At 62.0% G+C, this 23,355-nt stretch carries 20 protein-coding genes; 2 read left to right on the top strand and 18 right to left on the bottom strand.

The genetic code is table 11. The annotated features are described in order from the left end of the window. Positions 1 to 20: 20 nt before the first annotated feature. From PY311_RS01935 to PY311_RS01970, 8 genes are all read right to left on the bottom strand, one after another. Complete coding sequence (locus tag PY311_RS01935) at positions 21 to 2,081, bottom strand: glycoside hydrolase family 13 protein (RefSeq protein WP_286146990.1); 2,061 nt, start codon at positions 2,079 to 2,081, stop codon at positions 21 to 23. 16 nt (positions 2,082 to 2,097) lie between these two features. Continuing rightward, on the bottom strand, positions 2,098 to 4,263 hold the full coding sequence (locus tag PY311_RS01940; protein ID WP_286146991.1) for a penicillin-binding transpeptidase domain-containing protein: 2,166 nt from the start codon (positions 4,261 to 4,263) through the stop codon (positions 2,098 to 2,100). A gap of 34 nt (positions 4,264 to 4,297) precedes the next feature. Beyond that, the gene (locus PY311_RS01945) at positions 4,298 to 4,810 is read right to left on the bottom strand and encodes a hypothetical protein (RefSeq protein WP_286146992.1); all 513 of its coding nucleotides are present in this window, start codon (positions 4,808 to 4,810) and stop codon (positions 4,298 to 4,300) included. 36 nt (positions 4,811 to 4,846) lie between these two features. Further along, entirely contained in the window at positions 4,847 to 5,689 is an 843-nt protein-coding gene (gene mreC, locus PY311_RS01950) for a rod shape-determining protein MreC (RefSeq protein ID WP_286146993.1), read from the bottom strand. A gap of 46 nt (positions 5,690 to 5,735) precedes the next feature. Next, positions 5,736 to 6,311 (bottom strand): Maf family protein, encoded by a 576-nt coding sequence (locus tag PY311_RS01955; protein ID WP_286146994.1) that lies wholly within the window; start codon positions 6,309 to 6,311, stop codon positions 5,736 to 5,738. 10 nt (positions 6,312 to 6,321) lie between these two features. Beyond that, complete coding sequence (locus PY311_RS01960) at positions 6,322 to 6,753, bottom strand: dUTP diphosphatase (RefSeq protein ID WP_286146996.1); 432 nt, start codon at positions 6,751 to 6,753, stop codon at positions 6,322 to 6,324. An 830-nt stretch (positions 6,754 to 7,583) separates the two neighbouring features. Then, a complete protein-coding gene (locus PY311_RS01965) occupies positions 7,584 to 9,692 on the bottom strand; it encodes a U32 family peptidase (RefSeq protein WP_286146997.1) in 2,109 nt (702 codons plus the stop codon). Next, positions 9,692 to 10,018: a cell division protein ZapA gene (locus PY311_RS01970; protein ID WP_286146998.1), complete on the bottom strand. Its 327-nt coding sequence runs from the start codon at positions 10,016 to 10,018 to the stop codon at positions 9,692 to 9,694. The genes PY311_RS01965 and PY311_RS01970 overlap by 1 nt, the downstream gene beginning before the upstream one ends. A gap of 208 nt (positions 10,019 to 10,226) precedes the next feature. Here PY311_RS01970 and PY311_RS01975 point away from each other — a divergent pair, with 208 nt between their 5' ends. Continuing rightward, positions 10,227 to 11,117, top strand: a complete 891-nt coding sequence (locus tag PY311_RS01975; RefSeq protein ID WP_286146999.1) for a DnaD domain protein — start codon at positions 10,227 to 10,229, stop codon at positions 11,115 to 11,117. 12 nt (positions 11,118 to 11,129) lie between these two features. Next, a complete protein-coding gene (locus PY311_RS01980; RefSeq protein ID WP_286147000.1) occupies positions 11,130 to 12,119 on the top strand; it encodes an ATP-binding protein in 990 nt (329 codons plus the stop codon). A gap of 226 nt (positions 12,120 to 12,345) precedes the next feature. On the opposite strand, the gene PY311_RS01985 is transcribed toward PY311_RS01980, so the two are convergent. From PY311_RS01985 to rpsO, 10 genes are all read right to left on the bottom strand, one after another. Next, positions 12,346 to 14,103, bottom strand: coding sequence for a VanW family protein (locus PY311_RS01985; protein WP_286147001.1), 1,758 nt, complete (start codon positions 14,101 to 14,103; stop codon positions 12,346 to 12,348). A 165-nt stretch (positions 14,104 to 14,268) separates the two neighbouring features. Continuing rightward, positions 14,269 to 15,069 carry a ParB/RepB/Spo0J family partition protein gene (locus tag PY311_RS01990; protein ID WP_286147002.1) on the bottom strand — a complete coding sequence of 267 codons (801 nt, stop codon included), beginning with the start codon at positions 15,067 to 15,069 and terminating at the stop codon, positions 14,269 to 14,271. A gap of 92 nt (positions 15,070 to 15,161) precedes the next feature. Next, entirely contained in the window at positions 15,162 to 16,154 is a 993-nt protein-coding gene (locus PY311_RS01995; protein WP_286147003.1) for a bile acid:sodium symporter family protein, read from the bottom strand. 20 nt (positions 16,155 to 16,174) lie between these two features. After that, positions 16,175 to 17,149, bottom strand: coding sequence for a 50S ribosomal protein L11 methyltransferase (prmA, locus tag PY311_RS02000; protein ID WP_286147004.1), 975 nt, complete (start codon positions 17,147 to 17,149; stop codon positions 16,175 to 16,177). A gap of 41 nt (positions 17,150 to 17,190) precedes the next feature. Next, positions 17,191 to 18,063: a DegV family protein gene (locus PY311_RS02005; protein ID WP_286147005.1), complete on the bottom strand. Its 873-nt coding sequence runs from the start codon at positions 18,061 to 18,063 to the stop codon at positions 17,191 to 17,193. Further along, complete coding sequence (locus PY311_RS02010; RefSeq protein ID WP_286147006.1) at positions 18,056 to 18,613, bottom strand: DUF1836 domain-containing protein; 558 nt, start codon at positions 18,611 to 18,613, stop codon at positions 18,056 to 18,058. Before PY311_RS02010 ends, PY311_RS02005 begins: the two co-directional genes overlap by 8 nt. 122 nt (positions 18,614 to 18,735) lie before the next feature. Beyond that, positions 18,736 to 20,130, bottom strand: coding sequence for a tRNA uridine-5-carboxymethylaminomethyl(34) synthesis GTPase MnmE (mnmE, locus tag PY311_RS02015; RefSeq protein WP_286147007.1), 1,395 nt, complete (start codon positions 20,128 to 20,130; stop codon positions 18,736 to 18,738). Further along, on the bottom strand, positions 20,117 to 20,620 hold the full coding sequence (locus PY311_RS02020; RefSeq protein WP_286147008.1) for a glycosyl-4,4'-diaponeurosporenoate acyltransferase CrtO family protein: 504 nt from the start codon (positions 20,618 to 20,620) through the stop codon (positions 20,117 to 20,119). The genes mnmE and PY311_RS02020 overlap by 14 nt, the downstream gene beginning before the upstream one ends. 117 nt (positions 20,621 to 20,737) lie before the next feature. Then, a complete protein-coding gene (locus tag PY311_RS02025) occupies positions 20,738 to 22,888 on the bottom strand; it encodes a polyribonucleotide nucleotidyltransferase (RefSeq protein ID WP_286147009.1) in 2,151 nt (716 codons plus the stop codon). 167 nt (positions 22,889 to 23,055) lie between these two features. Then, positions 23,056 to 23,322 (bottom strand): 30S ribosomal protein S15, encoded by a 267-nt coding sequence (rpsO, locus tag PY311_RS02030; protein WP_187014233.1) that lies wholly within the window; start codon positions 23,320 to 23,322, stop codon positions 23,056 to 23,058. Positions 23,323 to 23,355: the final 33 nt, after the last annotated feature.

The raw sequence follows: 23,355 nt of genomic DNA on the forward strand, positions 1-23,355 counted from the left end.
AGCTGAAAGGGGGCGTAGAGTCAGAAATTGGAGCGGAACAGGAAGCCGGTGCGGGGCGGCAGCGTCAGCGTGGCGCCGGAAAGCGGCGCGGGAAAATCGCCGGAATCCGACAAAGGGGAAAATGCGGATGCGGCACAAGTCGGCACAGCAGCGTTCGGGGCGGCGCCGGGCGCGGCAGAAATGGGCGCGATGGCAGTTCGGGTGGTATCGGGTGCGGCGGCGTTGGCGGCGCGGTCAGGCGTGGAGTTCTCGGCGGCAGAGAGCGGGGCGGGAAGCAGATGCCCGCGAGTGGAGAGCAAAAGCTGCGCGGAGGAAAGCTGCGGCAGCGACACGCTCTGTGGCATGTCGGCAGCGTTGACAGCGGTGATGAGGGAAAGTCCGCCCTGTTTTCGTGCAAAAATGAGAAGCGGCCCGGCGGTGTAGAGCCAATGGAGGCCGCCGCGCTGAAGGGCCGCTGTGCGGCGGCGAAAATTGGCCAGTGCGGAGAAATAGGCCTTCAGCTCCGCGTCCTCATGGCCGTAGGGATAGCAGGCGCGGTTAAAGGGGTCCTCCCAGCCCTCCATGCCGACCTCGTCCCCATAGTAGACCGTGGGAACGCCGGGGAATGTGAACAGCACCAGCGCCGCGAGGCGCAGACGCTCCAGACCCAGTGAGCGTTCGGAGGGGGAGAGGCGGTATACGGCCCGCTCAGCTTTCTCCGTCGGAACGGCGGAGGCACCCAGCACCGTGAGAATACGGGGCGTATCATGGGTGCCGAGAAAGTTCATCAGGGAGAGAAACGCCTCCGGGGGATAGCTCTCCCGCAGAGCCTCCAGCGTTTCACGGAACGCATCGGCATCGACGCCGGTGAGATAGGCGATGAGGGCTGTGCGGAAGGGGTAGTTCATAACGCTGTGCAGCTCCCGGCCCAGAAGATAGCGGCGGCGCTGAGAATAGGCAATTTTTGTGGTGGCGTCCTCCCAGACCTCACCGATGAGGGCGGCGTCCGGGTCTGTTTCCTCCACGGCGGCGCGGAGGGCGGCGATGAAATCATCCGGCAGCTCATCGGCCACATCCAGCCGCCAGCCGGAGGCCCCGGCCCGGAGCCAGCGGCGCACCACGGCGTTTTCGTCATGGATGATGAAGTTTCGGTAGGAGGGGCAGTCCTCCCGGACAGCGGGGAGGGTTTTGATGCCCCACCATGCGTCATAGTCCGTGGGCCACGGGTGAAAGCTGAACCAGTCGAAATAGGGGGAAGTTTGGCTTTGAGCCGCGCCGGTATCCGGGTAGAAGCCATCGGCGTTGAAATAGCGGCTCTGGGAGCCGGTATGGTTAAAAACGCCATCTAAAATGACGCGGAGGCCCAGAGCCTTTGCCCTTTGGCAGAGCCGCCGGAAGTCTGCCTCCGTACCCAGCATAGGGTCGATGGCGCAGTAATCGGCGGTATTGTAGCGGTGGTTGGAGGCGGATTCAAAAATCGGATTGAGGTAAAGGACGGTGACGCCCATAGCCGCCAGCTCCGGCAGGCGAGAGGTAATGCCGGCCAGTGAGCCGCCGAAAAAGTCCCGGTTGCGGACCTCGCCGTGTTCGTCCGGCCGCCAGTCCGGGCAGTCGGACCAGTTCTCGTGCACTGTGCGGTCTCCCACAAGGCCGGTGGGGTCCGGGCCGGAAAGGCGGCAATAGCGGTCTGGAAAAATTTGGTAAATCACGCCTTGAGACAGCCAGCGGGGCGTAGGGCATGGCTCGTAGACCGTGAGCTGCCAGCTTTGGGGTGTGCCATCGTCCCGCCAGCCGGAGCGGTCGAACACGCGGGTGGAACCATCCGGGCGAAACAGGCGGAAATAATACCAGATCAGCTCCGGCTCTTGGGGAACGGTGAGAACGCCGGAAAAGCGGGTGCGGTCTCCGTCCGTACCCTCCGGCATTAGCTCCAGCGTATCGGCGGAATTGGAAAATTCCCGCCATGCCACAAGGACACAGCGGGAATAGCCCTCCGCGTACAGCGGACGGACATGAAATGTAACACGGCCGCCGCAGGGGGCGGCACCGTAGGGGGATTTGCAGAATTCGCTGCGGGAATCGAATACAAAGGGGTCACGCATGGAAAACCCTCCCAAATCAAGGAATGAGCTCGTTGTCAGAGAGAATGGAGCCGGTGGACTCCCGGCTGAAGTAGGAATTGAGAATGGTCACGGCGGTGGAGGCCAGCGCCGCGCCGGCATCGCCCTTTTCCAGCACGAGGGCAATGGCGATCTCCGGGTCATCGTAGGGGGCGAAGGCCACGAACACGCCGTTATTTTTCAGGCCGCCGCCCAACTGGGCCGTGCCGGTCTTGGCACCGGCGGAAACGATGCAGTCCTTGAAGTAGGAATAGACCATGCCGCCGGGCTGGGTGTAGCCGTACATTCCCTTTTTCACGGCCTGAAGCGTAGAATCGCTGATGTTCAGGGTATTGAGCGGCGTGGTATCGCCGGTGGCGATGATCTCGGAATTGTCATAGGACTTTACGCTCTTGAGCAGATGCGCGGGGCAGTGCTGTCCGCCGGAGACCAGCGTGGCGATGTAATTGGCCAACTGCAAGGGGGTGTAAAGCTGATCTGCCTGACCGTAGGCCGCCCAAGGAGCCTGATTGCTGCCGCCCTCGTTGGTGGCCTGACGGCCGGTTTTCTCGCCGATCTCAATGCCGGTAGGCTCACCGAGACCCAAGGCGGAGTAGTATTCGTTCAGGGTGTCCAGCCCCATGCGGTAGCCCATTTCGGCGAAGTAATAGTTGCAGGAATTGGTGATGGCGGTGGTGGCGTTGACCTTGCCGTGGCCGCTGTGCTTCCAGCACCAGGTACCGCCGTTCCATGTGGTGCTGGGGTACTTCCAGTAGCCGGTATCGAACAGAGTTTCCGAGGGGGTAGTGGCGCCGGATTCCAGTGCGGCCACAGCAGTGGCGGGCTTCAGGGTGGAGCCGGGGGCGTAGGCGCTGGAGGCGGCGCGGTTGAGCATGGGGGTGGCGGGGTCCGAGGAAAGCTCGGCATAGTCCTGCCGCCATGTGGAAAGGTCAAAGGTGGGGTAGGAGGCAAGAGAGAGAATCTCGCCGGTACCCACCTTGACCACGGCGGCGGCCGCACCCCGGCTGTCCAGCCCATCCTTGGCGTTCAGGGATTCCACGGCGGAGGCCAGAGCGTCCTCCACCGACTGCTGAAGGTCCAGGTCTATCGTCAGCTCCACGGTGTAGCCGGAGCGGGGCTCTACGCTATAGTATTCGCCGGTGATCTTCCCGTCGCTGTTGACGGAGATCATCTGCTTTCCATCCGTGCCCCGGAGGTACTGCTCAAAGGCGGCCTCCACGCCGGTGAGGCCGACGGTATCGTTCATTTTGTAGCCCTGTGCCTTCAGCTCGTCCGTATAGTCGGAAATGCCGCCCACCGTGCCGAGAATATGGGCGGCGTAGGTGGTGCTGTAGGCTCGGGTGGAGGAGCGGATGATGCGGGCGCCGCGGAAGTCACCGTCGCTGATAAGGGAGCAGAAGGGGACATCCACATTCTGCGCTAAAACGTAGGCGTTGTTGTTGGCACCCAGCTTGCGGAGCTTCAGCTCGTACCGCACGCCCAAAATCAGGCGGGCCTCCTCATCGGTATAGTCTTCGGAAAGGCTCATGTCCGCACGCATCCACTGCATCAAAAGCGCCGGAGCGAAGCCCATGTCCTCCAGCAGCGCGGTGGTGAGAAGGGAGGAGTCGATCTGCTTTGCAAGCTCCGCATCCTTTAAGAGCGTGAGGTCCTGCGGCTCTGAGCCTTCTGCCGGGGGCTTGAGCAGCTCGGTATGTGTCCGGGCGTAGGCGGCCAGAAGGGACTGGGCGGGCTTCAGATCCCGGAGATAGGCGAAAAAGCGGGCCTTCTGCGTGTCCGTAAAGCCGTCCAGCGTGAACTGGGCCGGAGCGGAGAGGGACAGGGGGAGGTTATCCTCCCACGCGACGCCCTGCTCCCGGCAGAGGGTGACAAGGCGGAGAATGGCCTCGTTCTGGTCCTCGCCGGAGCGGAGAAGGGTGGGGTCAAACGTCAGACTGTAGGTGTATTGATTGGAGACAAGGGTGCGGCCGGAACGGTCCGTGATGATGCCTCGGGAGGCCTTGACGTTTTCCACGCGGGTGATGGTCTGGATGGATTGGGCCAGATAATCCTTGTGGTGGACAACCTGAATATTGAAAAGCACCACCAGATAAACGCACAGCAGCGCCAGCGACAGCGCGGCGATGATGTGGAACCGGGTGATTTGAGTTGGGCGTTGATTCATGGAGATACCTCGCTGATCGGTTTAAGGGGAAAGGTCAATCGTCCGCGTGGACCCGACGGAAGACGCGGAGGAACAGCCATGTCATCGGAAGGCTCCACAAAAGGGAGGCGCACAGCTCCCGGAGGGTAACGGACATTCCGGCGCTCCAGGCGGCGTGGCCCTGCGCCCAGAGGACGATGCAGTGGAACACGCCGGTAAGAAGATAGGCCGGGAGGGCCGAGGCGGCGGAGCAGAGATAGCCGGCGGGGATGAGGCTCTTGGACAAAAGGCCGGCAGCCAGCCCCACCAACGGGAAGATCAGGGTATAAAAGCAGGGGAGGGACGAGGGCAGCAGCAAATCGCAGACCACGCCCCAGACGAGGGCGTACACCGCGCCGGGGGCGGGACCCTCCAGCGTGGCGGGAATGGCGGCCAGAAGGGGATAGAGAAAGGGGAGGACGCCGAACACCGAAAAGCGCCGGAGCACGGCGCCTTGCACTGCGGCCCAGACCAGACCGGCCAGCGCGTAAAGCGTCCATTTAAAAATCGTGGCGCTGCGGGCCAGCATGGAAATCACTCCTTTTCGGGAAATCGGGGGAAGCGGTCAGTTGACCACCTCAAAGGATTTGATGATGCAGACCTCTGTTAAGGACGCGAGGTCCGCGGCGGGGGTGAGCACAGCGTAGACGGTGGTGTCGGAATCCTCGGCCCGGAGCTCTGTGACGGAGCCGATAACAAGGTCGGGGGGGATATAGCCGCCGAAGCCGGAGGTCACCACCAGATCGCCCTCTAAAAGCTGGGCGGAGGCGGGAAGGGAGTCCAGCTTCAAAAGACCGTCTCCCATGAGGGCAAAATCGCCGGCGGCGATGCCGATGTCCTGTGTGCGGTAGACCCGGGCACCCAGCGAGGTGTCCGTATCCACAACGGTCAGTACCGTGGACCAGTTGTAGCCCACCCGCGAAACGCGGCCAACCAGCGCACCGGCGCCGTCAATGACGCAGTCGCCCACCTCGACGCCGTGGGCGGAGCCCTTGTCCAGCGTCAGAGAGGACGTCCAGTTGGTGACACTGCGCTCCGTGACGGTGGCGGTCTCAAAGTCGCTGAGGTCTCGGCGCTGCTGGCGCAGGTCCAGCAGGTCCCGGAGAAAGGCATTTTCCCGGCTGGCGGCCTCGCCCTGCCGGACAGTGGCCTCCATCTCCGCAATCTGCTGCTTCAGCGCTTCGTTTTCCTCCTTCAGCGATTTGTTGTCGGCATAGTAATTCTGCTTATCCGCAAACCAGCCGGAAACGGAGGCGGAGACCGCCCGGAACGGGGCAGTGACAGTGTTTGCCAAATTCACCAACGGGGAGGAGTTGGTGCTGAAGTAGGACAGCAGCGCCAGAGCCACGGCGATGATCGCCCCGGCAAAGAGAATCCAAAGCCCATTGTTTTTCAGAAAGTCTTTCAAATGAAGGTCTCCTTCAAAATTTCAGGAAAAATGAGCGGGAACGCGCTTACAGCAGGCGGATGCCGAACTGCGCCAGCATCCGGCTCAGACGAAGGACAGGGAGGCCCATGACGTTGAAAAAGTCCCCCTCCAGCCGCTCCACGAGCAGAGCGCCCTTGCCCTGCACGCCGTAGGCCCCGGCCTTGTCCATGGGCTCGCCGGTGGCGATATAGCTGCGAAGCTCCGTCTCTGTGGCGGGACGGAAGATCACGGCGGTGGACTCGCTTTCCGTCAGGCTGCGGTTCCCCTGCCGGACGGTGACGCCGGTGCAGACGGTGTGGCGGCGGCCCTGAAGCGCCGTGAGCATTTCAAGCGCGTGGGCCTCGTCCCGGGGCTTGCCGAGACGCTGGTCATCTAAAAAGACCATGGTATCGGCGGTGATGACCACTTCCTCTGGGGTACAGAGCTTTGCGGCGGCGTCCGCCTTTTCCCGGGAGATATATTCTACAACGCCTTGGGGCGTCAGCCCGGCGGGATAGTGCTCATCGGTCCGGGGCACCCGAATGTCGAACTCCGTGACGCCGATGCGGCGCAGAAGCTCCTGCCGCCGGGGGGAGCCGGAGGCCAAAACGATATGCGGCATACGATCCTCCTTATTTGCCGGTGGAGCCGAAGCCGCCCCGGTCCGGGCCGGTGAGGCGCTCCACCCGGGTAAAGACCAGCGCGGGCTGGTTTTCCATGATGCGGAACTGGCAGATGCGGGTATTTTTGTCGATGTGGACATCCCGGGTGGCGTACATGGGAACGTGCCACTGGTCATTGTCTCCCCGGTAGGTGTAGTCCACCACGCCCATGGAATTTGCTTGCAGCAGGCCGTAATTTTTAAACGTAGAGCTGCGGGGCACCACATGGGCCTCGTACCCCTCCGGCAGCTCGATGGCCACGCCTAAGGGAATCAGGCGGAACTCACCGGCCTTCATATCCACGTCCTCGGCGGCGTGAAGGTCGATCCAGTCCGACTTTCCGGCCACGTAGCACAGCTCGTCGATACCGTCCACAAAATATTTTACCTTGATCTCTTTCATATGAAACTCCAAAATTGAAAACTTTTTGTATTATAACGTATATATTATACGGATAGAACTGAAAGGGCGCTGAAAATACAGCAGTTTGCTGTAGAAAGTGCCGCGATGCGGCACACGAAGTCAGGGGGATATTCTCTTTTGAAAAGAGAATGTCCCCCCGACCCCCGAAAGAGAAACATGGGGGACGCCGCCGTCCCCCATACCCCCTCTGGGCACAAAGGGGCGGGCGGCGGCCCTCCCCTTTGGAAACCCCTCCCGAGGATAGGGGATAATCGGTATGGAGTGGCGAGAAAATCCAGAAGTCTACTACCGGCTGCGCTGGTAAAGGTTCCGCGAAGGGGTGTACGCCCGCAGTTGGAAGTGCGGTTGAAAATTGTGGTGGAGAATCGGACTTGATTCAGCATAGCTTTCCGCTTCGCTAAGCGCTGGTCTGTACCGCGGGATAGACAGGAGCGGCAGCGGAAAGAGTAGTAGCGTGTGTCCTCTTACACCCCGGAATCTGATGCTTTATCGTCACGGTGTACCGGGCCGGAAAAAATTTGCACCCCGCCCGTGATTTAGCAGGCAATTTTTCATCTGTATAGCAGTTCTCACAGAACACGTTTCCCCAAACTTGCACAGCGGTGCAAGTTTGGATATAACATTTTTTCTTTTCCACCGTGCACGGCGTATTTTCTTTTTGATGTCTCAAAAAGAAAATGGGGGGTGCATTTCTGCGGCGAAACGCCGCATTCGCACAGCGAATCGCTGTATGTTGCCGGGCAAAAGAAAATGGAGGTACAATTTTGTGCCGCATGGCGGCACTTTGGGCAGGCAAGGCCCGCAAAGAGTCAATCCACACCGCGGTAGTACAGCCCGCGGGTAAAGGCGGCGGGGGCGGGAGCGCCGTTTTCATAGGCCCGGAAAATGGCGGCGCAGTCTGCCGGAGACTCCGTTGTGAAGCGGAGGCGGGCAAAGCGAAGGCCGCAGTGCCGCCAGTCCGGCTTGTCCGCAAGCCAGAGGGGGGCGCTGTTTTGCAGCTCCGTCCGGTGGCCGTAGGCCGGGAGAAGAGGAAAGCGGGCGCCGGTGCGGTCCTGAAGGTAGTTGGGTTTGCGGCAGGGGGCGTCCTGCGGAACGGCGGCGCCGCGTTCACTGAGGCGGCAGCCGGTACCGTTCTGCACGAGGCAGTTTTCCGTGATCATCAGCGGCAGGCGGCCATAGACAATGGCCTCTGCCGGAATCACCTTCTGCATATCCCGCATTTGGGGGAAGCGCAGCTCAAAGGACAGGCAGGCGGCGGCAAGATTCTTGCGCCGGAGATAGTCCAGAGCGCGGCTGTTGAACACGTTGAGGCCGAAATCGCCGGAAACGGTCAGGCAGCTGTCCCGCAGCAGCGGCAGGTGGCCGAGGTTGCCCGATAGCGCGGCGGTGACACCCATGGCCTTGGCGTGGGCCAGCCACGCGCGGAGCTGCGGTTCGTCAGAATCCCGCCAGACGCGGGGGAGAATGGCGCACCATTCCCCGGAAAAGGCGGGGAGGGCCGTTTGCTCCGCCAGAATTTCAAGGGGGACGCAGAGCCGTGCGGGGGAAAGGGGCAGCAGCGCTTCGGCCTGTGCCCATGAGGCGACGGAGACCGTCAGGGCCGGGGAGGGGGCGGCGCAGTCCAGGTCCGGCAAAGGCGGCACCGGCAGCTCCCGGCGGTGCGGCACGGCGCAGCGGGCCTCCTCCAGCGCGGAGAGGGCGTCCCGCCGGAGGGCGTTCAGCGCCCCGGCGGAGAGGAACAGACCGCCCGCGACCTGTGCAGCGCAGTCCGCGCAGCGGAAGGCGGTGCCGCCGGTCTTTTGCAGACGGGCGGAGACCTCGGCGGCGGTCAGGGCCTTGTTTTGGGCCAGCTCCGGGGTGGGGCCGGAAACGGTAACGGTGTGACCGTCTCCATCCGAAACGGTGAGAGAGGCGGGGGTCTCCGCCGCTAAAATACAGGAAAAGTGAATGGGGACCGTCCGGGCATCGTCCTTTTCACAGCGGGCCCGGGCAGCGGCAAACAACTCTTTCGGCTCCGGGGTATTTTCCGGCCGGATGCCGAACATGGCAGGGCCGTGGCGGCCCAGCCAGTAGTCCTCCGTAAAGCCGGAGCGGGAAAAGGCCAGCTCCAGTGCCTGCGCTTCGGCAGGAGTGGGGCGGCGGCGCTCGCGAATCAAGCGGGCGTAGATGTCCGTGACCACTGCCACGTATTCCGGGCGCTTCATGCGGCCCTCTAACTTGACGCAGGAAACGCCCATGTCCGCCATGTCCTCAAGACGGGAGGCAAGGCAGCTATCCTTCAGGCTGAGGGGGTAGGTGTTTTTCGCGGGGGCGTTGAAGCCGTAGGGCAGGCGGCAGGGCTGGGCGCAGGTGCCCCGGTTGCCGCTGCGGCCGCCGATGAGGGCGCTGAAAGCACACTGGCCGGAATAGCACATACAAAGAGCGCCGTGGCCGAAAACCTCCACCTCGGCAGGACAGGCACGGCACACGGCGGCGATGTCCTCCTTGGAGCACTCCCGGGCCAGCACCACCCGCTCACAGCCATCGTGATACACCTCGTTGGCGCCGCCGGAGGTGAACAGGCTCATTTGCGTGCTGGCGTGGAGGGGGAGGTCCGGCAGCGTTTCCCGGAGCAGGGAAAAAAGGCCCCAGTCCTGCACGAGAACGGAATCCACCCCCAAACGGCAGGCGGTGCGGGCGGCGTCCAGCGCGGCGGGCAGCTCCCGGTCCGTTACAAGGGTATTCAGGGTGAGAAAGACCCGAACGCCCCGGACATGACAGTACCGAATGGCGGCAGCAAATTCCTCATCCGTGAAATTTTTGGCGCCCCGGCGGGCGTTGAACGCGCCCCAGCCCAGATACACCGCGCCGCAGCCGCTCTGCACGGCGGCACGGAGAGCCTCCGGCGAACCGGCGGGGGATAGAAGCTCCAACGCCATTACTTCCGGGCGTCCAAGCGCTGCTGGAGGCGGAAAACCTCCCGCTTGAGCTCGCTGACCTCGTTCTGCGCCTTGGAGGCCTCGTCCAGATAGCCCTTGATCTGCACCCGGAGCTGCTCGGCGGCGGTCTGGGACTTGAACAGCTCGTCCGCCAGATTTACGGCGGTGAGCACCGCCGCGTCGGTGCGGGCGACCTTGGCGCCCTCCAGCACCTCCGTCATCTTATCGCTGACATAGCTGCCGACCTTCTGCATATAAGCGGAGGATTCGTCCGCCACAAGGGTGTACTCCTCTCCGCAGATCGTGATGGTGACACGGTTTGCCATACGCGCTTCCTCCTTCTATCCTTCTGTGCGGAAAGCACATGATATTACAGTTTCCAGTATAACATGATTTAGCGCAGCGTTCCAGTAAAATCAGCAAAAAATGAAAAAAATGAAAAAGTTTACAACCGGGTGGGAGATACTTGCCCCGGAGGAAAATTTCGTGTAGAATAGAAGACCGAAGAAACAGGCGGAAAGGAGGGAGCGGCAGATGGCAAGTATTCTCATCCACACGGCGGAGGAGCCCGTCACGCTGACAGCGCAGGCCGCAAAGCGGCTGCTGGAGCGGGGCGACGGCGACGCGGCGCTTTTATATCTGGCGCTCCTGCGGCACCACGGCAGCGTACAGCCCCGGTCACTGGCCGGTGAGCTGCGCTGGGAGCGGAGCCGCATCGAGGCTGCGGAGAGCGTTTTGCGGGAGCTGCGGCTGCTGGCCCCGGCTGCGGAGGACGTTCCGGAGCCGGCGGACGAGCGGCCGGATTATCAGCGGGAGGACATTGCCCGCCGATTGGAGAGCAGCGAGGAGTTCCGTATGCTCACCGCCGAGGTGGAAAAAAAGCTGGGCAAGCGCCTCACCACGCCGGATGTGGGCGTGCTGCTGGGACTGAACGACTATCTGGGCCTGCCGGCGGACGTTATTTTCCTGCTGGTGAACCACTGCGTAGAGCGCATTACCCGGAAGTACGGCGCGGGCCGGCGGCCCACGCTGCGACAGATTGAAAAAGAGGGCTACGCATGGGCCCGCAGAGGTATCGACACCCAGCGGGCGGCGGTGGAGTACCTGAAAAAGTATACGGAGCGGCAGGGAGCCATCCCGCAGTATATGCGGGCACTGGGCCTTGGCGACCGGATGCCGGTGGCGTCGGAGGAAAAGTATCTTGCGGCGTGGCAGGAGATGGGCTTTCCGCCGGAAACGGTGGCGTTGGCCTGCGACAAGACGGTGCTTAAGTGCCACGAGCTGAAGTGGGCGTACTGCAACGGTATTCTGAAGCGGTGGCACGAGGCGGGACTACATACGCCGGAGGACGTTCAGCGCGCGGACAGGCCCCCGGCAGGCAAGGCGCCGGTCCGGGATACCGGCGATGCGTGGAAATACGTGTAAGGGAGGGGCAGCATGGCATATGACGGAAGGCTGCTGCGCCTGGCGCAGGAGCGCTATGAGGCGGACCGCACCCGGCGGGAGGCGGAGCTTGCCGCCCAGCGGGAGGAAATTTATGCCCGCCGCCCCCGGCTGCGGGAAATTCAGGAGCAGCTGCGCCGCACGGCCAGCCGCGTGATGGCCGCCGCGCTGCGGCGGGGACAGGACCCGCTGCCGGAGATCGCGCGGCTGCGGGAGGAAAATCTCGGCCTGCAGGCGGAGCGGCGGCAGCTTTTATCGGAGCTGGGACTGCCGGAGGACGCGCTGGAGGACACCCCGGCCTGTCCGCTGTGCGGGGACACCGGGTTCCGGGGCGGCGAGCTGTGCCGCTGCCTGAAGACCTATTATGTGGAGGAGCAGCGCCGGGAGCTTTCCCGTCTGCTGGATTTGGGCGGGCAGAGCTTTGACACCTTTGACACAGACTGGTACGATGGGCAGCGGGCGCCGGGAAAGAGCAAATCCGCCCGGGAGCACATGGAGTGGGTATATGACACCTGTGTGGAATACGCCCATAATTTCGGGAAAAAACCGGCAAACCTGCTACTGTTCGGGCGGCCGGGGCTGGGAAAGACGCATCTGTCCGCCGCCATTGCCCGGGAGGTCAGCGGCAAGGGCTTTTCCGTGGTATATGACACGGCGGGGCACGTTTTTGAGCGCTTTGAGGCTCAGAAGTTCGGCCGGGACGAGGCCGACCGGGATGTGGAGCGGGTCATGGGCTGCGACCTCTTGATTTTGGACGATCTGGGGACGGAGATGCTGACCGCCTTTGTCCAGAGCGCGCTGTACCAGATCATAAACGGGCGGCTGCTGGAAAAGAAATCCACCATTATCAGCACGAACCTGATGCCGGAAGCGCTGGGACAGCGGTACTCCGAGCAGATCGCCTCCCGCGTGGAGGGGGAATATCAGCTTTTGCCCTTTGTGGGCGAGGACATTCGGACATTGAAAAAGAAGCGGGGGCTGTAAGCCTCCGCTTCTTTGAGACTGTCGATAAAGTGGTAAATCCTCCGCAACGGTAAGGAAGGGTGTGCGCGGGAAACCCAAGAAGGGTGTCCTGCGCCATTGAAATCCTTAGTTTTCAGAACTTTTATGAAGTTCTGAAAACTTGTTCAGCGGGGAGAAAAGACTTTTTCGACACGCTGAAAGAAGCGGGGGCTGTAAGCCTCCGCTTCTTTTTTTGCAATGGAAAAATTCATGTCTCCGATGGAGAATCCGGTGTGACAACAATGGTGGGCGTCTCCGGTTCCGGGTCGGGAGTTGGGGCAGGCTCCGGCTGCTGGGGCGTTTCCGCCGGGGTATCCGACGGTGCGGGCGTGTCGGCGGGAAGGTCCGCCGGGGCGCTGCCGGGCGCGGCGGCAGGGGCCTGAAGCACCACCTTGTTCCGCACCTTATAGTCGCTGGCGGCCTCGAAATGGCTGTCGATCACGCTGCCGTTTTTATCGTAAATCGTCTGATAGGTCTTGACCTTATAGCCGGTGTAGGGCGTGACCTTCACCACGTCCGGTGAGCCGGGGGCCATGGTGGAATCCTCCTGATAGACCGTTTCCCACGGCGTTTTGGAGAGAACCTCGTTGGTCATCTTCACCCGGATACCGTCGATGTTGGTGCCAAGGAGCTTGATGGTAAGGTAGCCTTTGCTGTATTCGGTGACGATCTTCACCGGGTAAAGGGTGTTATTGGTGAATTTATAGTCCGGGCCGCCCCACGAAACGGTGGCGTCCATGCCCCAGTCGATGTAAGCGGGGACATAGCGGTGGGCATAGCGCTCCGTGATTTCCATGTTGCTCAAAAGACAGGCTAAGTACAGTGTGGAGGACGTCTGGCAGATGCCGCCGCCCACCTCGTCCACAGTCTCGCCCTTGACATAGGCGGGAGCGGGCTTGAAGCCCCGGGCCTCCGTGCGTTTGCCGACAGAATCGTTATAGGAGAACGTATCGCCGCTGTTGAGGACGATGCCGTTGATGAGCTTGGCGGAGAGCTTCACGTTGCCGATGCGTCCGGCGGAACCGGAAACGTGGGTGCGGGCCTCGCCCAGCACGTCCCGGAACAGGAGCATCTTCAAATCGGAGGCGGTGACCTCAGGTTCTTCAATGACGGCGGGGACGGAGACTGTTTCGCCGGGGACGGCGCCATCCAGCGCGGTCTGCGCGGCGGCAACGTCAAAATCCGCGCCGAACTGCTCGGGCACGATGGAGCCGGAGGCGGCATCGTAGGAGGCGTTTTTCATTTCGCCATGGAGCCGGTCATGGAGCTGCTGGGCGGTGAGGTCCCGCGCGGGGAGGGTCTCAAGGGTAACGGGAATCGTGTAGCCGCTCTGGCTGTACGAGGCGATGTCTGATAACAGAGGGCGGAGAGACTCCGGGGCGTAACCGTCATGGGCCTTGGTGATGCGGAGGGTCTGACCGTCCAGCTCGCCGGAGGTGTCAGCCGGAGGCTCCGTCAGCACCTCTGTCAGGCGGGCGACGGTTTTTGTGAGCACGGCCTCGTTCATGTCCGGCCAATGAGCGCCGCCGGGCCAATGGCCGGACAGCGTGGCAAGATAGGCCCAGCCCCGCCGCAGAAACGGCGTGTCCCGCTCCGCGTCCATCCAGAACTGCGCGTCCCCAGCAAAGGACTCTGCCGTATAGCCCAGCTCCGCCACGGTGAGAGTGGTTTGAAGCTGCCGTTCCTCGTTGACAAGGATGATCGTCTGCGCCGGGAGCCGGGTTTCCAGCGCGGACTGGGCCTCGCTGACGGTGAGGCCGCCTACGTCAATGCCGTTGATATGGCGGTTGGGGTAAAAGGTATCGAGAGAGCCGGCGTAGGCGCACAGGGCCAGATAGGCCGCAACCAGCACTGCCGCAATGACCACGGCGATCATCCATGGCCGCTTACTTCCGCGTTTTTCTGTTTTCTCCGCCAGCCGCTTTCCCGGCTGGGTCTGCACATCGGCTTCACGGATCGGTTCCATAGGGAAGCCCTCCTGTTTCATGGTTGTGTGAAGTGGGGACCATCATTTACCCCTGTCAATGTTGGTAACAATCTCCCATTTAACGCTATCATACCATTCTTTTTGGAAAAAAGCTGTTACAATCCGGTAACAGTACAGGCGGGCAGAGGGGAAAATGCGAAAAAATCACGGGGCGGGCGGGTGTCCGGCGGCCTTTGGGATGCGGATGGTGAGTAAAATGGCGTCCTCCGTGTCCTCCCGGCGGGATTCCGCGCCGACACCGGCCTCACGAATCAATCGAAGGCCCCGGTCCAGCGAGTTGAGGAACAGGCGGACATCCTTCAGAAGAAAGATGCGGCGGCCCGCTGGGGGCGTGGCCTGAAGGCGGGCAAGGTGCTTTTCAATGTACTGCTCCGTCTGGGCCACATTGAGATGGCCGCGGATCATGTGACGAAGGGCGTCCAGCCGTTCCTCCTCGTCCTCCAGCCGCAGCAGCGCCCGGGCGTGGCGCTCCGTGAGGCCGTTTTCCACCAGCAGGCGGCAGCATTCCGGGGAGAGCCGCAGCAGCCGCAGCTTATTGGCAAGGGCAGAGGGGGAACGGCCCAATCGGGCGGCGGCCTCCTCCTGCGTGGCGCCGGAGCGGCGGAGATAGGCGGCGATGGCGGCGGCCTCCTCCAGGTAGTGCAGGTCCCGGCGCTGGATATTTTCGATAAGGGCCAGCAGGGCGGATTCGTCTGCCTCCGCCTCTACCCGGAGACAGGGGACGCTTGAAAGGCCCGCCAGCTTTGCCGCCCGAAGGCGGCGCTCGCCCGCTACCAGCTCCCAGCCCGCCTCCGTCCGGCGGACGGACAGGGGCTGAAGAATCCCGTGGCGGCGGATGGAGTCTGCCAGCTCGGAGAGGGGAACGGGGTCAAAGTCCCGCCGGGGCTGGGCGGGATTGGGGGCGATAGCCTCCACCGGGAGCCAAAGTACCTGCGTGTCCAACATACAAAAATGCCTCCTTTCTGCTGATAAGGCGATTATACAGCGGAAGGAGGCGGGAAATGGCGGGAAAACTGTCGGGAAATTCCGGAAAACTATCAAAGCGCGGAGGAATCCGCGCTTTGAGGGGTGTTATGCTTCGTTTTTTCCGGCTGCGGGCGTCCGCGCACGAGAAAGCGCATGGCAATCGAAACCGAAAGCTGGGAAAATACCGGGGAGATAGAGGGGGAGAACACCACATCGGCAGGGAAATACTGGGCGGCCAGCGCGGCTGCGGCGGAGTTATTGCGCATTCCGCTGCTGACGGTCACGGCAAGGCCGGTGCCGTAGGGCAGACGGAACAGCCGCCCGGCAAAATAGCCCAGGCAGAGGCCGATGATTCGCATGAGGATGGAGGCCAGCATCAAAAACAGCAGGGCGCTGTCCAGATGGTGCAGCTTATCGGCGCAGCGGGTGATGTTGGAGCCCACGATCAGCAGCAGCATCAGCTTGGAGGGCAGCGCCAGCCGGCGCTTGAGCCGGGTGCAGGGCTCCTTGCCCCAAAAGCGGCACAGCAGCATGGCAACGGCGGCGGGAATCACCACCATGAACAGCAGGCTGCGGACAAGGCCCATGGTGTCCAGCTCCACCACGGAGCCGCACAGCAGCCGCAGCGTCAGGGGCAGGACAATGGGGGAGATAAGAGAATCCAGCAGGACGGTGGAAAGGCACACTTCGGTATTCCCGTCGCCAATGGTCATCCAGATGAGGGTGGAGACCGCTGCCGGGGAGCTTTCCACCAGCACGAGGCTCAGGGTATACAGCGGGTCCTGCGGAAACAGCGCCGAGCCGATTCCCAGAGCGATCAGGGGCATGAGCAGATGGAGGATTCCCAGCGTCAGCAGCACGGGCTTGGGGTGGGTCAGTGCCCGCCCGAGGTCCCGGAAGCCGCCGCCAAGACTGTTGGCAAAGGTCTGGAAGACCATCATCCAGCTGACGTATGGAGAGAAGGCGCCGAGCTGCTTTGGGAAAAGCAGGCCCAGAAGCAGAGTACCTAAGATGAGAAAGGGAATATTTTTAGAGACCCAATCGTTGACTTTCTGCAGGTTCACCGGTTTAGGCTCATCTCCAATCAGCGGCAAGTGTAGGAATACCAGCCCTCGCCAGAGCGGGTATCCTCAATGGTCCAGCCGGCATGACGCAGAGCGTCTGCCACCTCGTCGGCGCGGGTATCGATGATGCCGGAGCACAGGAACAGGCCGCCGGGCTTCAAAAACTGCCGGACGGAGGGGGCAAGGCCGATGATGACGTCCGCCACGATGTTGGCCACCACGATGTCATAGCCGCCGCCAAGCTGCGCCTTCAGGGCGCGGTCGGACACGGCGTCTCCCACGAGAACGGTGTAGCGGTCGCGGCCGATGCCGTTGAGAGCCGCGTTTTCATAGGCAACGGTCAGGCACTTGTCGTCAATATCCACAGCGGCGGCGGAGGCGGCGCCCAGTGTCAGGGCAGCGATGGACAAAATGCCGCTGCCGCAGCCAAGGTCGAGGACCCTTTCCCCTCCGTGGACCGCCTGCTCCAGAGCTGTGAGGCACAGGCGGGTGGTGGCGTGGCTGCCGGTGCCGAAGGTCAGGCCCGGCTCTAAAATCAGGGGGACCTTTCCGGCGTATTTCGCCTGTCCGCGAACATTTTCCTGCTCCCATTCGGGAATCACCAGCAGGCGCTGGCCGATCTCCATGGGCTTATAATACTGCTTCCAGTTATTTTCCCAGTCGGAGTCCTTCAGGTTTTCCATGGTCATCAGCAAAGAGCCGTACTGCCCGGCGTGGGCCTCTTTAAAGGTCTGAAGGGCTGTGCGGAGGGCGCCCAGACGGGCAAAGCCCTCGTCGTCCGCCGGGAGATAGAATGTGATGCGGGACTTGCCCTTCATGGACGCCTCTAAATCCTCGTCCACATAGTCCCAGTATTGATGATTGTTTTCCAAAAAGCTCTGGAAATCCTGTTCATCGTCAATGACCACACCGTCTACGCCGTTGGCGGAGAGGAAGATCTCCAACGGCTCCAGACCGGCGTGATTCGTGTCAATGTGCAGCTCCAGCCATTCCATTGATATCGCCTCGATTTATCTCTGATTTTTGTGGGCGCCTCTCAGCGTTGGGTGCCGAGGAAGAACAGCGCCATGGTGCCGGGGCCGGAATGGTTGCCGATGACCGGTCCCACGTAGTTGATGTGAATTGTCTGGACGTTCAGCCGGCGGCGCAGCTCCGACGCTACAAATTCGGCGTCCTCCAGACAGTCGCCATGGCTGATGAATACGGTTTGGTTTGCCGGGTCGATGGCGGTCTGCGCCATGCGGTCCACCAGCGCCAGCAGTGACGCCCTGCGGCCCCGGGCCTTGCTGACGGGAATGAGGCGGCCTTCATCATCTACGTGCATCACCGGCTTAATGGAGAGCATGGTGCCGAACAGCGCCGTGGCGGCGCTGATACGGCCGCCGCGCTTGAGGTGGTTGAGATCGTCCACCGTAAACCAGTGGCAGACGTGGAGGCGGGTCTGCTCCGCAAAGGTCTTTACCTCGTCCAGACTGCGGCCCTTCTGCTTTTCCATGGCGCAGAGGTATACCAAAAGTCCCTGCCCCAAGGAGGCGCAGAGGGTGTCCACCGTTTCAATGCGCGCATCGGGAAATTCGCTTCGCAGCTCCTCCGCTGCAATGACGGAGGACTGGTAGGTGGTGGAGAGGGCGGAGGAAAAGCTGAGGCAGAGAATGTCCCGCCCGGTTTGCAGGAGGGCCCGCATTTTATCCTCAAATTCGCCCACGTTCACGGCGGAGGTGGTGGCCAGCTCCCCAGCGCGGAGCCGGGTGTAAAACTCCTGAAAGCCGATGTCCCGTCCGTCCGGGTAGTTGCGGTAGCTTTTTCCGCCCATTTCAAGGCTCAGGGGCAGAATCTCCACGCCCAGCTCCGCGGCCATTTCCGCGGAGAGGTCGCAGCAGCTATCGGTGAGCAGCACGTAATCACGCATGGTCCTTCCGCTCCTTTCCGGCCTTGGCGGCTTTGTCGACTGTGGGGGCCTGTGAGCGGAGCTGCGCCACATAATGCCGGCTCACAAGCCCGGCGGCATAGCTCAGAAGGCCGAAGTGCACGGCGGCGTCCGCCGGGTCGGCACCGGACTCATAGGGCTCCATCTCCTGCGCGGCGGCGGTGAGGGCGCTGTCAAGACTATCAAGAAAGGCGCCGTAGCCATCCTCCACGGAGCGGTCATCCTTCAGCTCAGCGCGGATGAGCAGGTCCATGTCCCGAACGGACATCACCTGCTTGAGAATGCAGATAAACGTGAGATAGGCCAGATGCTCCCGGTTGTATTTCTTGCCCTCGGCCCGGGGGAGCAGGGCATTTTTGGCGTAATTATTTACCATGGAGGCGGTGAGGGCGTCATCCTCATCCAGCCGGACGGTCTGCCGCTCCATATAGGAGAGGACCTGATCCATGTACAGCGGGAAATCAGGCAGATGCTCCCAGTCCGACGGGCGGCGGGAGGATAGTTGGCGGCGAAAATCGGTCATGTCTTCCATATTGGTGCTCCTTTCGTTGGAATCAAGAAAAGTATAGCACGGCTGTATGGTTTTGTAAACGAAATCATGCGTTCAATAAAATGCCGAATGAGGAGAACGGAAAACGTTTTCGGCAAAATCCGTTATTTTCCGACACAGAAGCGGCTGAATACCGCGTTTACGATCTCGTCCCGGGCGGTGCGGCCCGTCAGTTCGCCCACGGCGTTCAGAGCTTCCTCGGCGTCCGTCAGCACGGCGTCCGGCGTCAGGCCCGTTTTCAGCGCGGCGGCGGCGCGGCGAACGGCCACCAGCCCCCGGCGAACGGCGGATTCCTGCCGGACGTTGGTCAGAAGCGACCCGGCCTCGGCGGGAGAGCCGGCGGGGAAGCAGCGTTCTATGGCGCGCATCAGCGGCTTCAGGCCCTCCGGCGTCACGGAGCTGAAGGTCAGAACGGCCTCCGGCGGGCGCAGCCCCTCCGGGCAGCGGGGCAGCGGGGCGGTGGGGTTCAGGTCATTTTTGCTGACAGCCAGAATCCAGTGGGGGGCCTTGGCAGCAAGGGAGAGAATGTCCGGGTCAACGGCGGGGACAGACTGTCCGCCATCCGCCACGGCAATGACTAAATCGGCCGTTTCCGCCGCCTGCCGGCTGCGGTCCACGCCGATCTGCTCCACGGCATCGGCGGTATCGCGGATGCCGGCGGTGTCAATGAGCCGCAGGAGCACGCCGCCGCAGGTGACGGTTTCCTCCACCGTGTCCCGGGTGGTGCCGGGAATGTCAGTGACGATGGCGCGGTCATAGCCGGCCAGCGCGTTGAGCAGGGAGGATTTCCCGGCGTTGGGGCGACCGATGATGGCGGTGCGGACGCCGTTTTTCAGTACCCGGCCCCGTCCGGCGGTGTCCAGCAGGGCGGAAAGGGTGCATTCGGCCGTGTGAAGCGCGGCTTCGATCTGCTCTGGGCGGATATCCTCGATGTCCTCGTCCGGGTAGTCCACCACGGCGTAAAAGCGGGAGGTGACGTCAATAAGGGCCTCCTGCACTGGTTCTAACCGGCGGCGGAGACCACCGTCCAACTGGGCGGCGGCGTTTTTTGCGGCGGCGGCGGACTGAGCGTCAATGAGGTCGATGACCGCCTCTGCCTCCGTCAGATCCATTTTGCCGTTCAAAAAGGCGCGGCGGGTAAATTCCCCGGCCCGGGCCTGCCGGGCTCCGGCGGCGAACAGGGCGGAGAGCAGCTCCCGGAGCACCACCGGGGAGCCGTGGCAGTGGAACTCGGCGGAATCCTCGCCGGTGTAGCTGTGGCTTCCGTCAAAGCGAACGGCAAGGCCGCGGTCAATGACCGCACCGGCGGAATCCAGCATTTCACCGAACATCAGCCTATGAGAAGGCTGGTCGGCGAAGGGTCTGCCGTTCCGGGGGCGGAATACCCGGTCACAGGCGGCAAAGCACCCCGCGCCGGACACGCGGACGATGCCGATGGCAGTGGCGGCGCTGCCGGTGGCAATGGCGGCGATGAGGTCCATAGAGTCAAGTCCTTTCATGTGCTTCCACCCGCCGGAGCAGACGGAGCAGGCGGTAACGGTTGTAGCGCTGGATAGCGGCAAAGGGCAGATTGCACAGCCCGATGAACAGGGCTATGAGAAAAAAGAGGGGCAGCCAATCCAGAGGGCGCTCACACAGCAGGCAGAAAAACAGGGAGAAAAAGCCCAGCAGGGCGATGAGCTCGTGGATAATTTCGGCGTGGCAGGTAACGCCCAGAAATTCCCGCAGATAGGCCGGAGTGAGAGAGGCGGCCAGATGGCGCTTATCAAACTCCGGGTTGAACTGGGGTAAACGGTCCTTCCAGCGGGGGAGCCGGAGGCGGCGGTACAGGGTCATTTCCTTTTCGGACACATGGAAAAAGGGCCGCTGCCAATCGAAAAGGCGGTGCTGGACGTCAAGAGGGAGATGTGTGACCAGCTCCGCCGTGCCGAAGTGGAGCGCTGTCCAGAAAACGGTGTTGAGCAGGGTGATCTCCAAGGCAGAGTGCATAGGCGGCTCCTTTTCTTGGGAGGTTGTGGGGCGGGCTGTGCTGCGCCGAAACGGAAAAGGACGGGGCGGGCGAACTGCCCGCCCCGTCCGGCGTTTTGCTGTTTTGATAGAGAAAAATTACTTCACGCGCTCGCCGACGGCTTCCTTGGCGGCGATCTCACGCATGGCATCCTTATGGGAGAGGTTCACACGGCCCTTTTCGTCAATGTCCGTGACCTTGACCCACATCATGTCACCGATCTTGCAGGCGTCCTCCACCTTTTCGATGCGGTGGTCGGCCAGCTTGGAGATGTGCACAAGACCGTCCTTACCGGGAGCCAGCTCCACGAAGGCACCGAAGGTCATCAGGCGCACCACGCGGCCGTAGTACAGCTTGCCTACCTCGGGGACGAACACGATGTCATCGATGCACTTCTTGGCGGCATCACAGGCGGAGGCATCCGCCGCGGCGATGTGGATGGTGCCGTCATCGTCAATGTCGATCTTGGCGCCGGTATCGGCCACGATCTTCTGGATGACGGAGCCGCCCTTGCCGATGACGTCCCGGATGTTGTCGGGATTGATGTGCATGACGATCATCTTGGGTGCGTAGCGGCTGACCTCCTTGCGGGGCTCGGAGATGACAGGTAGCATGATCTGGTCGAGAATCTCGCAGCGGGCATCATAGGTGATGTCCAGCGCGTTCTTGATGATCTCCATGGTCAGACCGTCATTCTTCAGATCCATCTGGATAGCGGTGATGCCCTTCTTGGTGCCGGCCACCTTGAAGTCCATTTCGCCGTGGAAGTCCTCCACGCCCTGAATGTCGATAAACGTGGTGAAACCGCCGTCATCGTCCTGAATAAGACCGCAGGAAATGCCGGCCACAGGAGCCTTGATGGGCACACCGGCATCCATTAGGGCCAGCGTGGAGCCGCAGATGGAGCCCTGAGAGGTGGAGCCGTTAGAGGAGACGACCTCGCTCACCACGCGGATGGCGTAGGGGAAGTCCTCCACAGAGGGAATCACGGGCAGCAGGGCGCGCTCGGCCAGAGCGCCGTGACCGATCTCGCGGCGGCCGGGAGAACGGGCGGGCTTGGCTTCGCCGACGGAGTAGCCGGGGAAGTTGTAGTGGTGCATATAGCGCTTCTCGGTCTCCTCCCAGATGGTGTCCAGTTTCTGGCAGGCGGAAAGAGTGTCCAGCGTGCAGACGGAGAGCACCTGCGTCTGACCGCGGGTGAACAGGCCGGAGCCGTGGACCCGGGGCAGTACACCCACCTCGGCGGCCAGAGGACGAATTTCGTTTTTCTGGCGGCCATCCACGCGGTGGCCCTGCAGCAGCCACTCCTTGACGATCATCTTCTGGAACTTATAGGTGATTTCCTCAAGGTACTGGTCCATGTTGGGATATTCCTCGAGGTACTTCTCGTGCCAGTGCTCGATCATGGCGTTCCAGCGGGCCTCGCGGACGTTCTTATCGTCGGTATCCATGGCGGCCTTGGCCTCGTCCATGAAGTCGGCGGTGATCTTGTTGAACAGCTCGTAGTTGAAGTCGGCGTGAGGATAGTCGAACTTGGGCTTGCCGATCTCGGCGACCATCTTATTGATGAGCTCGATCTGCTTCTGGTTTTCCTCGTGGGCCTTCTGGATGGCCTCGAACATCTTATCGTTGGGAACCTCGTTGGCGCCGGCCTCGATCATGACCACCTTCTTGCCGGTGGAGACCACGGTGACGTCCAGATCGGAGACCTTGCGCTGCTCGCTGGTGGGGTTGATGACCAGCTCACCGTCCACAAGGCCCATCTTCACGGCGCCCACAGGGCCGTTCCAGGGAATGTCGGAAATGGCGAGGGCGGCGGAGGTGCCGATGAGGGCGGCAATCTCGGGAGAGCAGTCATGGTCCACGCTCATGACGGTGGCCATAATGGACACATCGTTGCGGAAGTCATAGGGGAACAGGGGACGGATGGGGCGGTCGATGACGCGGGAGGTCAGGATGCCCTTTTCACCGGGGCGGCCCTCACGGCGGTTGAAGCTGCCGGGGATACGGCCCACGGAGTACATCTTCTCCTCAAAATCCACGCTCAGGGGGAAGAAGTCGATACCGTCCCGGGGACGGGCGGAGGCGGTGGCGCACACCAGCACGCGGGTGTCGCCGTAGCCCACCATAACGGCGGCGTTGGCCAGCTCCGCCAGCTTGCCGACCTCCAGAGTCAGGGGGCGGCCCGCCAGCTCCATCTCGTACTTGTGGTAGCCGGGGAACTGACGATGGGTGATAATGGTTGACATAAGATTGCTCCTTTTCTTTGGTGCTCGGGAGCGGCTCTTTTCGTATTTGAAACCATGTCCGAGCTTCGGGCACAGTTTCAAACACAAAAAGCAACGGCCCCCGGCGGAAATGCTTGAAATTCGCAGAAAAGGGTGACGGAGAACTGCTCCGTCACCCTCGTTGCTTCTTACTTACGGATGCCCAGCTTGGCGATCAGGGCACGATAGCGCTCGATATCCTTCTTCTGCAGATAGTCCAGCAGGCTGCGGCGCTTACCGACCATCTTCAGCAGACCACGGTTGGAGTGCTTGTCCTGGGGGTTGGCGCGCATGTGCTCGGTGAGGATGTTGATGCGCTCGGTGAGGATGGCAACCTGGACCTCGGGGGAACCGGTGTCGGTCTCGTGGGTACGGTTGGCCTCGATCACGGCCGTTTTCTGATCTTTACGCAGCATAGTGTATTTCCACCTTTCAAAATATTCTCCGCA

The organism is Neopoerus faecalis, from assembly GCF_029218125.1.
GTDB lineage: Bacteria > Bacillota > Clostridia > Oscillospirales > Oscillospiraceae > Oscillibacter > Oscillibacter faecalis_A.

Bases quoted from the DNA above. Each gene is read 5' to 3' on its own strand.
- PY311_RS01975 (WP_286146999.1), top strand. From the start codon at position 10,227: ATGGCAAGTATTCTCATCCACACGGCGGAGGAGCCCGTCACGCTGACA.
- PY311_RS02025 (WP_286147009.1), bottom strand. From the start codon at position 22,888: ATGTCAACCATTATCACCCATCGTCAGTTCCCCGGCTACCACAAGTAC.
- PY311_RS01990 (WP_286147002.1), bottom strand. From the start codon at position 15,069: ATGTTGGACACGCAGGTACTTTGGCTCCCGGTGGAGGCTATCGCCCCC.
- prmA (WP_286147004.1), bottom strand. From the start codon at position 17,149: ATGGAATGGCTGGAGCTGCACATTGACACGAATCACGCCGGTCTGGAG.
- PY311_RS01965 (WP_286146997.1), bottom strand. From the start codon at position 9,692: ATGGCGTTGGAGCTTCTATCCCCCGCCGGTTCGCCGGAGGCTCTCCGT.
- PY311_RS01970 (WP_286146998.1), bottom strand. From the start codon at position 10,018: ATGGCAAACCGTGTCACCATCACGATCTGCGGAGAGGAGTACACCCTT.
- rpsO (WP_187014233.1), bottom strand. From the start codon at position 23,322: ATGCTGCGTAAAGATCAGAAAACGGCCGTGATCGAGGCCAACCGTACC.
- PY311_RS01980 (WP_286147000.1), top strand. From the start codon at position 11,130: ATGGCATATGACGGAAGGCTGCTGCGCCTGGCGCAGGAGCGCTATGAG.
- PY311_RS01935 (WP_286146990.1), bottom strand. From the start codon at position 2,081: ATGCGTGACCCCTTTGTATTCGATTCCCGCAGCGAATTCTGCAAATCC.
- mnmE (WP_286147007.1), bottom strand. From the start codon at position 20,130: ATGAAAGGACTTGACTCTATGGACCTCATCGCCGCCATTGCCACCGGC.
- PY311_RS01960 (WP_286146996.1), bottom strand. From the start codon at position 6,753: ATGAAAGAGATCAAGGTAAAATATTTTGTGGACGGTATCGACGAGCTG.
- PY311_RS02020 (WP_286147008.1), bottom strand. From the start codon at position 20,620: ATGCACTCTGCCTTGGAGATCACCCTGCTCAACACCGTTTTCTGGACA.
- PY311_RS01940 (WP_286146991.1), bottom strand. From the start codon at position 4,263: ATGAATCAACGCCCAACTCAAATCACCCGGTTCCACATCATCGCCGCG.
- PY311_RS01985 (WP_286147001.1), bottom strand. From the start codon at position 14,103: ATGGAACCGATCCGTGAAGCCGATGTGCAGACCCAGCCGGGAAAGCGG.
- PY311_RS01945 (WP_286146992.1), bottom strand. From the start codon at position 4,810: ATGCTGGCCCGCAGCGCCACGATTTTTAAATGGACGCTTTACGCGCTG.
- PY311_RS02005 (WP_286147005.1), bottom strand. From the start codon at position 18,063: ATGCGTGATTACGTGCTGCTCACCGATAGCTGCTGCGACCTCTCCGCG.
- PY311_RS01955 (WP_286146994.1), bottom strand. From the start codon at position 6,311: ATGCCGCATATCGTTTTGGCCTCCGGCTCCCCCCGGCGGCAGGAGCTT.
- PY311_RS02010 (WP_286147006.1), bottom strand. From the start codon at position 18,613: ATGGAAGACATGACCGATTTTCGCCGCCAACTATCCTCCCGCCGCCCG.